We start from the raw sequence: 13,973 nt of genomic DNA, 5'->3' as shown, positions 1-13,973 counted from the left end.
CAATCTACTGTACAAAATACAAAAGGCTGCATTTCGAGCAATTGGACCGTTTAATAATCAGGGTAACTATTCTCTTGTCAGCCAATGTCAACGATCAGGACAACGTATGCTGCAAATTATCAACAGCGCAGTCCTGCACATCATGCGAGTGGCGGCAGTAGAAGTTGATTTTACCGTTCTTCTGGACGGGCTCGCTGCCCAGGTAATTCTTCATCATGTCGATATCATGCGAGACCATCAGGAAGGTCATATGGTGATGGGCATGCATGTGCATGATCAGCTCGAAGAATCCGGCCTGGGTCTCGGCGTCAATGCCGACGGTAGGCTCATCCAGAATCAGCAGATCCGGGTGGTTGATCAGCGCCCGGGCCAGGAAGACACGCTGCTGCTGGCCGCCGGACAGCTGGCCGACTCGTTTCTCGGCAATATCCTGAATCCGCATCACTTCAAGCGCATCCTCACACTGCCGGTGCTGGGCCTTGGATACGCGGCGGATCAGATTCTTGTTGTTATACAGGCCGGACAATACGACCTCACGGACGGTCGCCGGGAACAGCGGGTTGAACGCATTCTTCTGCGGCACATAGCCGATCCGCTCCCAGTCCTTGAACCTCCGCACCGGCTGGCCGAATAATTTGATTTCTCCGCTGGTGGCAGGCAGCAGGCCGACGATCATTTTAAGCAGCGTAGTCTTGCCCGCACCGTTAGAACCGAGGATACCGAGGAAATCACGTTCTTTTACCGTATAATTCAGATTCGAGATCACCTTCTGTTCCCCGTAGGAGAAGGACAAATCCTGTATTTCGATCATATGCTGATGGCAGTCCAGGGATACCGGTTGCATGTGAAGTACCGCCTTTCACTTATACTTTCCTTATTATTGTAAGGCCAGAATGAGATTTTGCAAATTTTTCTCCATTAAGGTGAAATAGTTGTCCCCGTTCTTCTGCTGGGCCTCGGTCAGCCCTTCTACCGGATTCAGCACCATCGTGGATACCCCGGTCTCACTTGCCAGGGTCTTAGCCAGCTTATCGGATACAAGCTCCTCGAAGAAAATATAACGGATGCCCTCTGCCTTAACCAGCGCCGCCAGCTTCACAAGATCCTGCCCGCGCGGCTCAGCATCCGGGGATAGCCCCATGATAGCATGCTGGGACAGGCCGTAGTCACGCGCCAGATACGAGAAGGCCTGATGAGATACGACAATCTCCTTGCCGGGCAGCTTGCCCAGCTCTTCGGTGAACTTCAGATCCAATGCGCTCAGGCGGTCGGCCAGCTTCTGGTAGCGCTCCTCATAGCCTTCAGTATGCGCAGGATCAACGGATTGAAGACTATCCTTGATATTCTTGGCCATCACAAGCGCCGACTTCGGGCTTACCCAGGTATGCGGGTCGGTGTGCAGGCTGTCGCCATGCCCGTCTGCTTCCGCTTCTTCACCTTCATGCTCATGGCCGTGATCATGCCCGTCTTCTTCATCCGTAGTAATCAGCTTCACCCCTTGGCTAACCTCTACAGCCTTGGTCTTACTGTCACTATCGAGGCTCTTGAGGAAATTGGGTACCCAACCCTCCAGTCCGGCTCCGTTATACAGGAACAGCTGCGCCTTGGAGGTTGCGATGATATCCTGGCTGCGCGGGGTCCAGTCATGCGGCTCTACCCCTACAGGAAGCAGGTTGATAACATTGGCATCTCCGCCGCCGATTTCGGCAGTGAATTCATATATAGGATAAAAAGTAGTCATCACGTTCACTTTTCCTTGGGCAATGCTTCCGTTGCTCTTCGGTCCGCATGCGGCCAGTGACAGCGTAAGCAGCAGGACAGCGGCGAGCAGCAGCCCTTTTTGCAAGCTTTTTGTAACCATTTCTCTATCGACCCCTTAAATCGTAAAATTTACTATCAGAATTATAATAGTAATCGTTACGATAAGTCAACTCCGATCTGCATTTCGTAGTCTGCAAGCTGCCTTCTACCCGGTTATCTTGGAGCAAAAAGAAGCAATCCCCGCTGCCTGTGGCCTGCGGAGATTGCTGTACGGTCATTATGCGGATGCTCTTGGCAACCTTATTTCACAATTGCTCCGTTCGGCATGCTGTCCGGCACGGTAGCAATGGTCAGCTGCTCGCCCTTGGAGGCGGCCAGGATCATGCCCTGCGACAGCTCACCGCGCAGCTTCACCGGCTTCAGGTTCACAATGCAGATCACCTTGCACCCCACCAGCTCCTCCGGTGTGTAGAACTTCGCAATGCCGGATACCACCTGGCGCTGCTCATAACCAAGATCCAGCTGCAGCTTCAGCAGCTTATCCGCCTTCTTCACTGGCTCGCAGGCGATTACCTGGGCTACGCGCAGCTCCGCCTTGGCGAAATCGTCGATGCCGATTTCTTCCTTATGTTCCTCTTCCTCCGGATCAGCAGCCGCCGCCTCCGGAGTCACAGCAGCCCCTACAGGCGCAGCTTCAGCAGCTGCTTCTGCAGGCTTCCCGGCTCCCATCGCTTCGGCGATGTACGCGACTTCCTGCGCCACATCCAGGCGCGGGAAGATCGGGTCGCCCTTCACCAGCCGGGTACCCGCTGGAATCAGGCCGAAGGATCTGCCGCTCTCCCAGGTGGTCAGCTCGCCCGGCTGAATGCCCAGCTGCTCCCAGATCTTCGCCGGAGCGCCGGTCAGGAACGGCTGAAGCAGGATGGACGCGGTGCGCAGTCCCTCGACCAGATGTCTCATCACCGAAGCCAGCTCCCCGCTGCGGCTCTCGTCCTTGGCGAGCACCCAAGGCTGGGTCTCGTCAATATACTTGTTCGTCCGGCTGATCAGCGCGCCGATGGCAGTCAGGGCTACGGAGAATTCCATCTTCTCCATCGCTTCTTCTACCTTAGCGTAAGTGCTCTGCACCATCGCCTCAAGCTCACCATCAAATGCGGTAACCTGCCCGGCATAAGCCGGAAGCTCGCCGCCGAAGTATTTCTCCACCATCGCCCCCGTCCGGTTCAGCAGGTTGCCAAGGTCATTGGCCAGATCGTAGTTAATCCGGTCCACGAAGCTCTCCGGCGTGAAGGTTCCATCCGAGCCGAAGGGAACCTCGCGCAGCAGATAATAGCGCAGGGCATCCAGGCCATAGCGGTCAATCAGCGTCACCGGGTCAACCACATTGCCCTTGGATTTGGACATCTTGCCGTCCTTCATCAGCAGCCAGCCATGGGCGAAGACCTTCTTCGGCAGCGGTTCGCCGAGCGCCATCAGAATGATCGGCCAGTAGATGGTATGGAAGCGGACGATTTCCTTCCCGACGATGTGCACATCCGCAGGCCAGTACTTGTCATACAGGCTGCGGTCCTCCGAGCCATAGCCGAGAGCCGTAATGTAGTTAGTAAGGGCATCAATCCACACATACACTACATGCTTCTCGTCGCCTTTTACCTTAACGCCCCAGTCAAAAGTCGTACGGGATACAGCGAGATCCTCCAGACCCGGCTTGATGAAGTTGTTAATCATCTCATTCTTGCGGGATTCCGGCAGGATAAACTCCGGGTTCTCCTCGTAGAACTTCAGCAGGCGGTCAGCATACTTGCTCATGCGGAAGAAGTAGCTCTCCTCCTTGACCAGCTCCACCGGATGTCCGCTGTCCGGACTTTTTCCTCCGGTAATCTTCCCGTCAGCATCACGTTCAATATCCACCAGCTGGGTCTCCGTGTAGAAGGTCTCATCCGAAATACAGTACCAGCCTTCGTACTCCCCTTTGTAGATATCCCCCTGCTTCAGCAGGCGGTCAAAAATATCCGCAACCACCTTCTTATGGCGCTCCTCCGTTGTACGGATGAAATCATCATTCGAGATGTCCAGCTTCTTCCACAGATCCTTAATGCCGACTACAATCCCGTCCACGAACTCCTGAGGGGTCTTTCCGGCCTTCCCGGCCTTCTCTTCAATCTTCTGCCCATGCTCGTCCGTTCCGGTCAGATAGCGCACCTCATAGCCGCGCAGCCGCTTGTAGCGGGCCATCGCATCACCGGCTACCGTAGAATACGCATGCCCGATATGCAGCTTGTCGCTCGGATAATAGATCGGTGTTGTCAGATAAAAGGTTTTGTTCTCACTCATTACTTCATCATCCCTTCGTTATCCCTAGTCGTCCATTTCACACAAAAAACTCCCGCCCCTCTATGGGGCGAGAGTAAACTCACGCGATACCACCCAACATTCCCCGGCTCCTCACAGAGCGCAGGCTTCGTCAGTTCCTTAACGGAACTGTCCATTAACGCTGGAACACGCCGTGCGCTTACGCAGACCCCGGCTTCAGGCCTTCCGCTCGAACACAGTTCCTCCCGGACCATATTCAATCTGGCATCCCATACCGGCTCCCAGCAGTCCCGGCTCTCTGTAATGGTGTCCACATCTACTTATCCGTTCCTCGGAATATCACTTATTATTCAAAATATACCCATCCCGGCGGCCCGTGTCAAGTCGTATGCAGCGGCTTGTCCCCGGATGGCTGCTCTTTGCGCGGCGGCACCGGGTCAAGTCCTCCCGGATGGAAGGGATGGCAGCGGGCAATCCGCCGGGCAGCCAGCCATGAGCCCTTGAGCGGTCCATGGACCTCAATGGCCTCCAGTGCATAAGCCGAACAAGTCGGGTAGAACCGGCAGGTAGCGGGCTTGAGCGGCGAAATGAACTTGCGGTAGACCCGGATAGGGGCCTGTACCGTTCTTCGTAAGCTAGCCATACTCAGCGTCCCTCTTTGCTGCGCACGGCCCCAGACGGCTCTTCTTCTCTTCCCTGCTCACAATCCTTGCAGTAGCCGAACACCTCGAATTTATGCTTGACCACCCGGAACTGATCCGGCGGATCGGTTAGATTCATCGGGCAGAATTGAATCGGGTACGTCTTCATGCACTGCAGGCAAATCATATGGTGATGATGGTGATCCTGACTGCAGCTTGCCTTGAATTTGACGCCTTCTTCAAATACAATCTGCTCCAGTACCCCCAGCTCCTCCATAACGCGCAGGTTACGGTAGACGGTATCGAAGCTCAGTCCGCTATACTTGCGGCCCATATGCTCATATACATCCTTCGCAGACAAATATCCCGTATTCTCGCCGAATAATTTGGCAAGCGTCTTGCGCTGATCGGTGATTCGCAGCCCCTGCCCCGACATGGCTTCCAGGATTTGATCTGTCGACAGCATTCGCTCATCTCCCATAACATTAGATCGTTTGTGTTGCACTCTCTTTATAATGCCCCAAAAGCACTGCCCCGTCAATAAAAGTGCCCGTTGCCTCCCCGCATCCAGATACTTGCGGCAGATTACAAAACGGCAGCCGCCCCATCAGGAGCGCTGCCGTTTTGTATTGTAGAAGAAATTATTTTTTCGCCGGAAGCGGCGTGAAGACAAAGTTCACAGGCAGGTTACTGCCTGAGGCGACGGAGAACACAATCTCCACACGCCCTTCATATTCTCCGGTGCGGTAGATGACAGCATTCGTGTCTGAGGATAAGCCTAATACGCCCTTATTGGGCAGGTTCACCATCGAACCGTTTACGATCAACGGCCCCAGATAAGGACCCCCGCGCGGATTGAAGGTGATCAGCGTGTTTGCTGCAACACGATCCAATACGATTTTGTACAGTACCCCGAAGTTACCGGCGTTGGAAACATATGTTCCATTCATTGGATCAAGGCCGTCCAGGTTTTTGTCCATTTTATTGTCGCCCAGAAGCAGCTTGCTTTGCGTGGTACCTACCAGCTCGGTCACGTTCATGACGCGGGTAGAATCGGGGAATGTTCCCCGGGTATGCACGCCGTCAATGTCAAGAACCGGCAGATAAGGCAGCTCGGCGACAGGATCTTTGCTCTGCTCCACCATAACTACGTTATACTGAATCGGCAGATCACTGAACAGGTCTGCGCTCAGCGACATTACGTCTTTGGGCTTCATAGCGATTTTGTTCAGGTCTGTCATAATCGGAAGACTTTGCCCAGGCTGCAGGGTAATTTGCGATTGCGCCAAGCCGGTAACCATGGAATTGAAGTATTTCTCCATCGATACTTTTCCAGTATATTCCGGTGAGGTCACCGGTCCGGCAATTCCTAGATATTGGATGTTAATGGTTGTCGGATACAGGTTGTTATTGGTTGCAATCACATAGAGCTTCTGTCTGGTAGCCATATTGTTCATATGATGCACCAGGAAGCGCGTATTGCCCACTGAACTCTCCCGGTACAGTACACCTTCCGTCTGAACGGTCTCCGGGCTGTTACTGCGGATCAGGGTGTAGCCTTCGGACGACAGCGTATACGGCAGGTTAGGGAGCGCCGGGATCATCCCGCCGTCCATACTGATGATATCCCCCGGAATGGTGAACAGCTTCGTTACTTCATCCTGTGTATACAGTTGTTCATTGGTGATTGTAATCATCTTCTCAAAAGTACTGCTAAGACCGTGCTTGTCCGTAACCGTCAGCTGAATGGACAGCGGTCCCGGGGTGAAGTACGCCAGGGAACGATTGTTCCAGGTTGCGGTCAGCTCTTCATTCTCAGGATCATAGCTGGTATCGGTCAGGACTACCGGCTCACCCATTTTGTATTCTTCTTTATCTGTTGTGAATTGGGCTACTGGCGGCTGATTAGGCTGCAGTACCTGAATGGTTACCGGATAAGGGTCACTCCACATGTTATTGGCATCGCGTACCGAATACATAACCGTATAGAAGCCCGGCTGATCATAGATATCCAGCTTGTTGTCGCTCCAGCGTTCTTCAACAATCGGCGTACCGTTCGGGGAAGAGCTGTAGGTTACATAATTCACAGTAGTCTCACCAGCATAGATTTCTTTGGGCTGAACTGTGAAGGAGACAGTCGGCTTTGTATTCAGCGTAAGAATAACCCGCTTCTGCACATTGTCTACGGTATAAGGAATATTAAGTGCATAGGTAATGGACGTTAACGGAATCATGAAGGTGCCTTTGAACTGGTAAGCCGGTCCCTTCATAGTGAACTTGGTGCCATTAACAGTATAGATTTTGCTGTCGGTCTTGAACCGCATAATGCTGGTACCCTTGGTCACAATGACCTCTTTGGTTTTGGCGTCATAGGTGAAAGCAACGCCGACCATTTCCACCATTGCGCGGATCGATACGTAGGAGACGCCGTTCTTGACTGCCATCGGCTGATTGGCGGTGTAAGGCGTTCCGTTTCTGAACATCTTGTTGCTGTTCATCATCAGAATAAGCTGGCCTGCCCCTGCAGCAGAGGTAGTAGTCATGCTTGGGGTTACAGGCGTATCCGTTAACGGAGTAGCCGTAGGCATAACGGCATCCGTCGGCACAGTACCGTCCACAGGAGCAGCTGTTGCACCTGGAACCTCAGTAGCGGCCGGAGCCGGAGTCTCTGTTACTGCCGGAATGCCTTGAACCGGTGATGCTGTAGGTACCGGTGTTGGTGTGGGTACCACTGTACCTGCAGGCGGTTCAGTCATTAACGGAGGCAACGGGTCTGTTGACTCAGGCTGAAGCTGTGTTTCAGAAGTATTCACCGCTGCGGCAACATGGCCTGTTACGGTCTGTGTGCTGACTGGAGCTGCAAAAGCCGGAACGGCTGCTGCTAATTGCGATACAGCTAATACTGTTACCAAGAACATTTTCCTAAAATTCATTGTACGACTCCTTCTGCTCCCATTGTAGTGTATAAGGCAGTATATTCAATGCTTTCTGTCCACCTTATAATCCCCGCAAAAACGCAACCGCCCTCTTCAGGACGGCAGCATATTTTGCCACGTTCATTTTACAAAACATAGTATTAGACGCAAGCAACGGAGAAAAGTTTCATTTTGTGTAAAGAAAGATCTATATAAATCCAATTAGCTCCATTATTAATCGGGTGCCCCCACCTGTCACCAGGAGAGTATAATAGTAGCAGACTTCATGTGAAAGGAGTATTTAAGCTGAAATGAATCCATCTGAAGGGTTATACAAACTTATCGACGCCCGCTGCTGTGTTAATCCGGCTGGATCTGAATCTGAAATACATAAGTCAGACAGGCATACCCTCCTCATAGGAATTAAAGGCAGCGGCGAAGTTGAAGCTAAAGGCTATTGCTCTGAATTTGGTTCTTGCGATGTACTGCTGCTGCTCCCTGATACACCGTGGCGCTTGTTAGTGAAGGAGAAGAACTCTCTGGAATACTGCTGTTTTACCTTTGATGTGTATACTATGGACGGACAGCATACGCTTCAGCGCGGAGAACTGGAGGCCGATATTTTCCCGCCTGCCCATTGGTCTGAAGCGTTAGCTAAGACTGACCTGATCTGCTCTTGCTGGCAGGGCAGCAGCTGGGAAAGAATGGAGTCATCTATCCGTTTTCAGGAATTGCTGCTTCAGTTATGGAGACCAGACAGTTCGGAGACTAAGCATCGCACTCCCTCAACTGCAATGATTGACCAGTCCAAAGCCTATATAGACAGTCATTTCGGGCAGCCCATGACCAGAGAAAAGCTTGCCGAAATGACAGGAATGAGCGTCGCCCATTATTCCCGGCTGTTCAAAAAACAGGTGGGCCGGAGCCCGATGGAATATCTGAATTCTGTCCGCATTCGTCATGCGGGTGATTTGTTGCTCCGCTCTGAAATGACGCTCCGTGACACGGCGCACCGTGTAGGCTATCAGGATGAGTTCTATTTCAGCCGTAAATTCAAATCAGCCATTGGCATTTCACCATCTGTATATGTTAAAAAACACCGTATGTCCACTCGTATTGCCTCCATGGCCCATCCCTACACCTCTCATTTGCTGGCATTAGGTTTAACGCCTTATGCGGCATTAATTAATAATTCACGGGGATCTGCCTATAGCTTGAATAACGTTATCAGCTTGGGGCATGATCAGCCCGACCTCGGCAGACTGGCAAGTGCCCGGCCGGAGCTGATTATCAGCTTCGAACATTCAGATTATGCGGAACCGGACAAAGCAGGCTTGTTCCCCCATTTTGCCCCAACGTGTACCGTGCCATTTGAAGGGGATTGGCGTGAGCATCTCCGGATAATTGCGAGAGCGGTGAACCGTCTGGAGATCGCCCGGCAGTGGCTTGAGGCGTACGAAGAGCTGGCTGAGAGTCTTCGGCTCAGTGTCAGAGAAAAGCTGGAGGACGGAAAAATTGCTGTGGCGCAATATGAGAACGGGTGCTTCCGCCTGTTCGGCAACCGTAACTTGGGTACCGTGCTGTATAAAGATCTGCAGCTTGAGAGACCCCGGCAATTACTGAATGTAGAGCATTCCATTCTTCTTACTCCAGATCAGCTTTCGGAATGCAGCATTGACCATCTGATTCTGTTTACATCGGGTAACTCCGCACAGCGTGATTTGATCCATCGTTCGCTAGCTTCACAAGAAGCATGGAGGGAGTTAAATGCCGTACGAAAAGGAAACGTCTACGATGCCGCTGATTCAAGTCTCTATTCCTGTTACACCTCGCTGGCCCACGATTTATTTCTGCGCCGTTCAAGCGATTTGCTCCTGAGCCATATGTCCAGGCGATGAGCATTTTTGTCCATGGCACCCGCCTATACCACTCCTTATAATTAAGTTATGATAATGATTATCAAAATCAATTACGAAAGGTGTGTGGCTTGTGTTTCCTTATACTCGAAAGTTCAAACACAAATTTAGCCGTGGAGTCATCGGCCTGCTTGGAGTAATGATGCTGGGGCTAGTCGTTGGATGCAGCAACAGCGGGAATAATGGAGGTTCAGCGGTTGCCGGTTCCACTTCTCCAATACATGCCAAGACGGCTGAAAATACGGATACCCGTATCATCTCAACCATTAAGGGAGATATAGAAATTCCGGCACATCCGAAAAAGGTTGCGGGCATGCTTTATGTTTTTGCTGACCATCTGCTGGCACTTGGAATTGAACCTCATGCAATGGTTACATACAACGATCTGGGATTCCCCCAATACCTGTCAGACCAAATGAAGGATACTATCGTTATTGGCTCAGGAGAAGCACCTAACTTAGAAGCACTGCTCGAAGCGGAGCCGGATCTCATTCTTGCTTCTAAGACACTGAATGAAGCCAACTATGAGCAGCTATCAAGGATTGCGCCAACGATACTTTTCGACAATGAAAATGAAGATGATTGGACCCGCTTCCGGCAAACGGCAGAAATTTTCGGAAAAGAAAATGTGGCTGATCAGGTCCACGCCGATTATGAATCAAAGATAGCTGCGGTCAGGAACGAATTGGCTGCCACTGCTGCCACTGAGACTGTCGCCTATATGCGGATACAGGACAAGCAATTGCAGCTGATTCAACCGGGAGATAATTTTACGCTCTTCGGCCCTCTGGGACTAACCCCCGCTTCCACAGAAGGTATAGACTTCAAGGACTCATGGAATGTAGCCATCTCCGAAGAAGTACTTCCCGAGCTGAATCCTGACCGTATGTTCATCATTCTTCGCCCAGGCGACAGTAATCAGACGGCTCTGGATAATATTATGAGCACTTCAATCTGGGCCAACCTTACAGCTGTCAAGAACAAACATGTGTATATCGGTGATGCAAATCTGTGGTTTGCCGGCTATGGCCCAATCGGACTAAGCAAGGTGATCGACGAAATCTCGAATGCCTACCTGCCGGAATCGTGAGGGACGAGCCATGACTCCTACTCCTGACAGCCTGCTCATACGAACGATACGCGACAGAAGAACCATTCAGGAATTTAATGGAATGCCCATTGCCCGGAGCACACTGCTCAACTTGCTGGACAATGCGGTATGGGCACCTTTTCATTCCAAAAAAGAGCCTTGGCGGTTCATCCTGTTCACAGGGGAGGGCCGGACAATATTTGCCGACGCTATTCTGAAGACACGCCCGGAAGCATTCGTTCAACAATTCGGTGCACAGATACATGATACGTATTGCAGGCGGATTCCGGTCCACCTCATCGTGATCATGCATAGCGCCCTTCCTCCAAAAGCCTGGGAGGAGGCCCTGGCAGCAACTGCCGCTCTGATTCAGAACATTCAGCTGCTGGCCTGGGAACAAGGAATCGGCGTGGTATGGAAGACCACTGCTTTTAATGAAGATTCCTCATTTCGGTCAGCAGCTGGTGTAACTCCTGACGAGAAAATCGTTGGCACCTTGCATATGGGATATTTCGATCCCCAAGACAAGCCTGCTCCAAAACCGCGTACTGCTGCTGTAGACTTGCTGACAGTTATAGACGGCAATCATTCGGATAATTGTTGACAAGAGATCGTGGTCGGTTCCTGCTTTAAAAAAACAGAGGGCTGTCCCGCAAAAGCCATTTCACGGCTTTCTGGGACAGCCCTAATTACTGGAAAGGCAGACTTACTGTGCTTCAGCCGTCCCGAACCTGCTGCGGTATTCCTTGGGTGTCATTCCCGTCTGCTTCTGGAACACCTTGGTGAAATAACGGCGTTCCTGATAGCCGACGCCCAAGCTGATGGCCGTGATGCTCTTATCGCTGCTGGCGAGCATGAATTTGGCAGCATCAATCCGCTGCTGCGTGACATATTCCACGAAGGTCACCCCGAAGCGGTTCTTGAACAGCAGGCAGAAATAGCTGCTGCTGATGCCAATCGTATTCGCCACCTCATCAATGCCGAGATCCGCATGGAGGCGCTCCGTAATGAACTGTGCGGCCTGATTCATCAGCTGCTCCGGTGTTTTTTTGACAGGATCGTCAGCCATAGGCACTTCCTGAAACAACGGGATGCTGTTGTACAACTTATCCTTATACTGCCTGCTGCGTATCCGGGACCCGATCTCCCGCACCTTGTCGCCAAGCTCCCCATAATGAATCGGCTTGCAGATATATTCCTTCACACCCAGCCGGATCGCTTCGCGCGCATAATCGAATTCCTGATAGCCGCTGAGCAGCAGCACTTCGCTCTCCAGCCCCATCTCGCGCAGCTTGCCGATGAACGTCAGTCCGTCCATTACCGGCATACGGATGTCACATAGCACCAGATCGGGCGGCTGCTCCTCAGCAAGGCGCAGTGCCTCCATTCCGCTGCGGGCCATCCCCGCAACCTCCATCCCCATGTCCTGCCAGGGCAGCACAGTATTGAGATTGCTCAGAATAGGCGCTTCATCGTCAACCAATAATACTTTTAGCATAATGGCCTTCCCCCTGCCCGTATTTCGGAATGACGCACTGGATGATCGTTCCTTCCCCAGGACTTGCACATATGAAAATCCCATATCTGTCGCCGTATTCGATCCGTATCCGGTCTGCGACACTGCGTACACCCAGCCCCCGCCGCTCCAGATGAATGCCCTGCCCGGGCTTGCCTGCCGGCTGCTGCTCAGCCGGATCATTCACCATGTATTGAAACATCGATAGCTGGGACGGGGTCATTCCGATTCCGTTATCCGTTATCCGCAGTATCAGATTGCCTTGGTTCTCCCACACCTTGACACTCACCAGACCCTTATACCCGATCCCCTCAAAACCATGCTGAATGCTGTTCTCCACCAGCGGCTGGAGCGTAAGCTTCGGAATTCCGCAGCCCAGCAGCTCTGGCGGAATCTCAAGCTCATAATCAAACAGGTCCTCGAACCGGAACTTCTGGATATCCAGATAATTGCGCAGATGCTTAACCTCTTCCTCCAGCGTAATCTCATCCCGGTCCTGAATGCTGATCCGCAGAATACTCGCCAGCCGGTAGACCATCTCACTGACCTTGCGTCCTTCATTCTGCACCGCCAGCACATTGATTGATTCTAAGGTATTGAACAGAAAATGCGGCTTGATCTGGGCTTGCAGCACACGCATTTCCGCCTGATTCTTGCGCTGTTGCTCCACATGAACCCGGCTGAACAGCGTGTTGATTTTGTCCATAAGATCATTGAAGCCTCTGGCCAGCAGCGTCATCTCATCGTTACCCTTCTCCTCGACGCGGGTAGTGAGGTCTCCGTCCTCCACCCGGCGCATGAAGCGCACGATCACAGCAATCCCGCCTGTAATCCGGTTCATGAAGAACAGATTGAAGATGACAGCGCCCAGGAGGCACAGGAACATCACTACGACGAACCAGCGGGCGAACACCGTCACCTCATGAGACAAAGTATCCCAGGAAGTGATGGAGACCAGACTCCAGGGATACTCCTTGAGATGGTAGACCGACAGAATGCTTTTCTCGCCGCCGAACTGTGTCTTGAAGCTCTGAAAGCCGGGCTTAAACATAATCTCCTTCGTGGTGAAGCCGCGGAAATCCTGCCCGTCCAGTTGCCTATCCGGGTCCAGCAGAATCATCCCGTCATCATTAACCAGCATGAAAGACACCTTCTGGTCGGTGCCGCCAATCTTAAGATTGCGGAAAATCGACTCGAACTCCCAGTTCTTGATCTGCACTACCAGAATGCCGATATTCTGAAAGAAGCTAAGCTCCTTAACCAGCCGGATTTGCGTGAATACAGCCTCCGTCCCGGTCAGCTCAGGGTACTCATGCGGGGCCAGCCATTTCGGAACCCCGTTCAGCTTCATGACCTCCTGGTACAGCTCGCTGCCTTTGAACTTATCATAGGGCAGGGTGCGGAAGTTCTCCTTGTTGAAGACCGAGACGATCTCCGAGCTGCCTTTCCCGTTGAAATTATACAGGAAGGCATAGCTGATCGACGGATGATTATAGAGCAAACTGCGGAAATTACGCTGGCTGGCATTCAGGCTGAGCTGCTCGGCATCGGTTAAATCCTGCTTGGAGGGATCATCCGCGCTGAGCGCCATATGAAAGACCGAGGTGGCAATTCCGTTGTCAGTCACATTGTCCATATCCTTGAACACATTAGAAATGCTGTAGCTGATCGCTTTGAGCGAATATTCGGATTGCTGGCTGTACTTCTTCTCAATGGAATTATAAGTCACGAAGAACATAATCATGCCAAGAATGAACAGCGGAATGATAATCAGGCCTAAGAATGCCGTAAACAATTTGTAGCGCAGATTCATCGGCTGTT

The 13,973-nt window shown here is 52.1% G+C and carries 11 protein-coding genes; 3 read left to right on the top strand and 8 right to left on the bottom strand.

The window, feature by feature from the left end; all coding sequences use genetic code 11:
- Positions 1 to 94: 94 nt before the first annotated feature.
- From NSS64_RS07285 to NSS64_RS07260, 6 genes are all read right to left on the bottom strand, one after another.
- On the bottom strand, positions 95 to 844 hold the full coding sequence (locus NSS64_RS07285) for a metal ABC transporter ATP-binding protein (protein WP_036731897.1): 750 nt from the start codon (positions 842 to 844) through the stop codon (positions 95 to 97).
- A 33-nt stretch (positions 845 to 877) separates the two neighbouring features.
- Complete coding sequence (locus NSS64_RS07280; RefSeq protein WP_341139713.1) at positions 878 to 1,861, bottom strand: metal ABC transporter solute-binding protein, Zn/Mn family; 984 nt, start codon at positions 1,859 to 1,861, stop codon at positions 878 to 880.
- A gap of 200 nt (positions 1,862 to 2,061) precedes the next feature.
- On the bottom strand, positions 2,062 to 4,095 hold the full coding sequence (metG, locus tag NSS64_RS07275; RefSeq protein WP_341139712.1) for a methionine--tRNA ligase: 2,034 nt from the start codon (positions 4,093 to 4,095) through the stop codon (positions 2,062 to 2,064).
- 358 nt (positions 4,096 to 4,453) lie between these two features.
- Positions 4,454 to 4,717 (bottom strand): membrane protein insertion efficiency factor YidD, encoded by a 264-nt coding sequence (gene yidD, locus NSS64_RS07270; RefSeq protein ID WP_339249555.1) that lies wholly within the window; start codon positions 4,715 to 4,717, stop codon positions 4,454 to 4,456.
- 2 nt (positions 4,718 to 4,719) lie between these two features.
- Positions 4,720 to 5,181, bottom strand: coding sequence for a Fur family transcriptional regulator (locus NSS64_RS07265; RefSeq protein ID WP_340939469.1), 462 nt, complete (start codon positions 5,179 to 5,181; stop codon positions 4,720 to 4,722).
- 175 nt (positions 5,182 to 5,356) lie between these two features.
- Positions 5,357 to 7,648 (bottom strand): copper amine oxidase N-terminal domain-containing protein, encoded by a 2,292-nt coding sequence (locus NSS64_RS07260; RefSeq protein ID WP_341139711.1) that lies wholly within the window; start codon positions 7,646 to 7,648, stop codon positions 5,357 to 5,359.
- A gap of 293 nt (positions 7,649 to 7,941) precedes the next feature.
- On the opposite strand from NSS64_RS07260, the gene NSS64_RS07255 reads away from it, so the two are divergent.
- The 3 genes from NSS64_RS07255 to NSS64_RS07245 all read left to right on the top strand — a co-directional run bounded on the left by NSS64_RS07255 (position 7,942) and on the right by NSS64_RS07245 (position 11,240).
- On the top strand, positions 7,942 to 9,528 hold the full coding sequence (locus tag NSS64_RS07255) for a helix-turn-helix domain-containing protein (protein ID WP_341139710.1): 1,587 nt from the start codon (positions 7,942 to 7,944) through the stop codon (positions 9,526 to 9,528).
- A 91-nt stretch (positions 9,529 to 9,619) separates the two neighbouring features.
- A complete protein-coding gene (locus tag NSS64_RS07250; RefSeq protein ID WP_341139709.1) occupies positions 9,620 to 10,636 on the top strand; it encodes an iron-siderophore ABC transporter substrate-binding protein in 1,017 nt (338 codons plus the stop codon).
- A gap of 10 nt (positions 10,637 to 10,646) precedes the next feature.
- Positions 10,647 to 11,240: a nitroreductase family protein gene (locus NSS64_RS07245; protein ID WP_341139708.1), complete on the top strand. Its 594-nt coding sequence runs from the start codon at positions 10,647 to 10,649 to the stop codon at positions 11,238 to 11,240.
- A gap of 102 nt (positions 11,241 to 11,342) precedes the next feature.
- Here the strand turns inward: NSS64_RS07245 and NSS64_RS07240 are convergent, their stop codons facing one another.
- Together NSS64_RS07240 and NSS64_RS07235 are read right to left on the bottom strand one after the other, a co-directional pair.
- On the bottom strand, positions 11,343 to 12,134 hold the full coding sequence (locus NSS64_RS07240) for a response regulator transcription factor (RefSeq protein WP_340939458.1): 792 nt from the start codon (positions 12,132 to 12,134) through the stop codon (positions 11,343 to 11,345).
- The gene (locus tag NSS64_RS07235) at positions 12,112 to 13,965 is read right to left on the bottom strand and encodes a cache domain-containing sensor histidine kinase (protein ID WP_341139707.1); all 1,854 of its coding nucleotides are present in this window, start codon (positions 13,963 to 13,965) and stop codon (positions 12,112 to 12,114) included. Before NSS64_RS07235 ends, NSS64_RS07240 begins: the two co-directional genes overlap by 23 nt.
- Positions 13,966 to 13,973 lie beyond the last annotated feature (8 nt).

This window comes from Paenibacillus sp. FSL H8-0122 (genome assembly GCF_038005345.1).
Classification (GTDB): domain Bacteria; phylum Bacillota; class Bacilli; order Paenibacillales; family Paenibacillaceae; genus Paenibacillus_AQ.
This window is presented reverse-complemented; position numbering and strand designations above follow the sequence as displayed.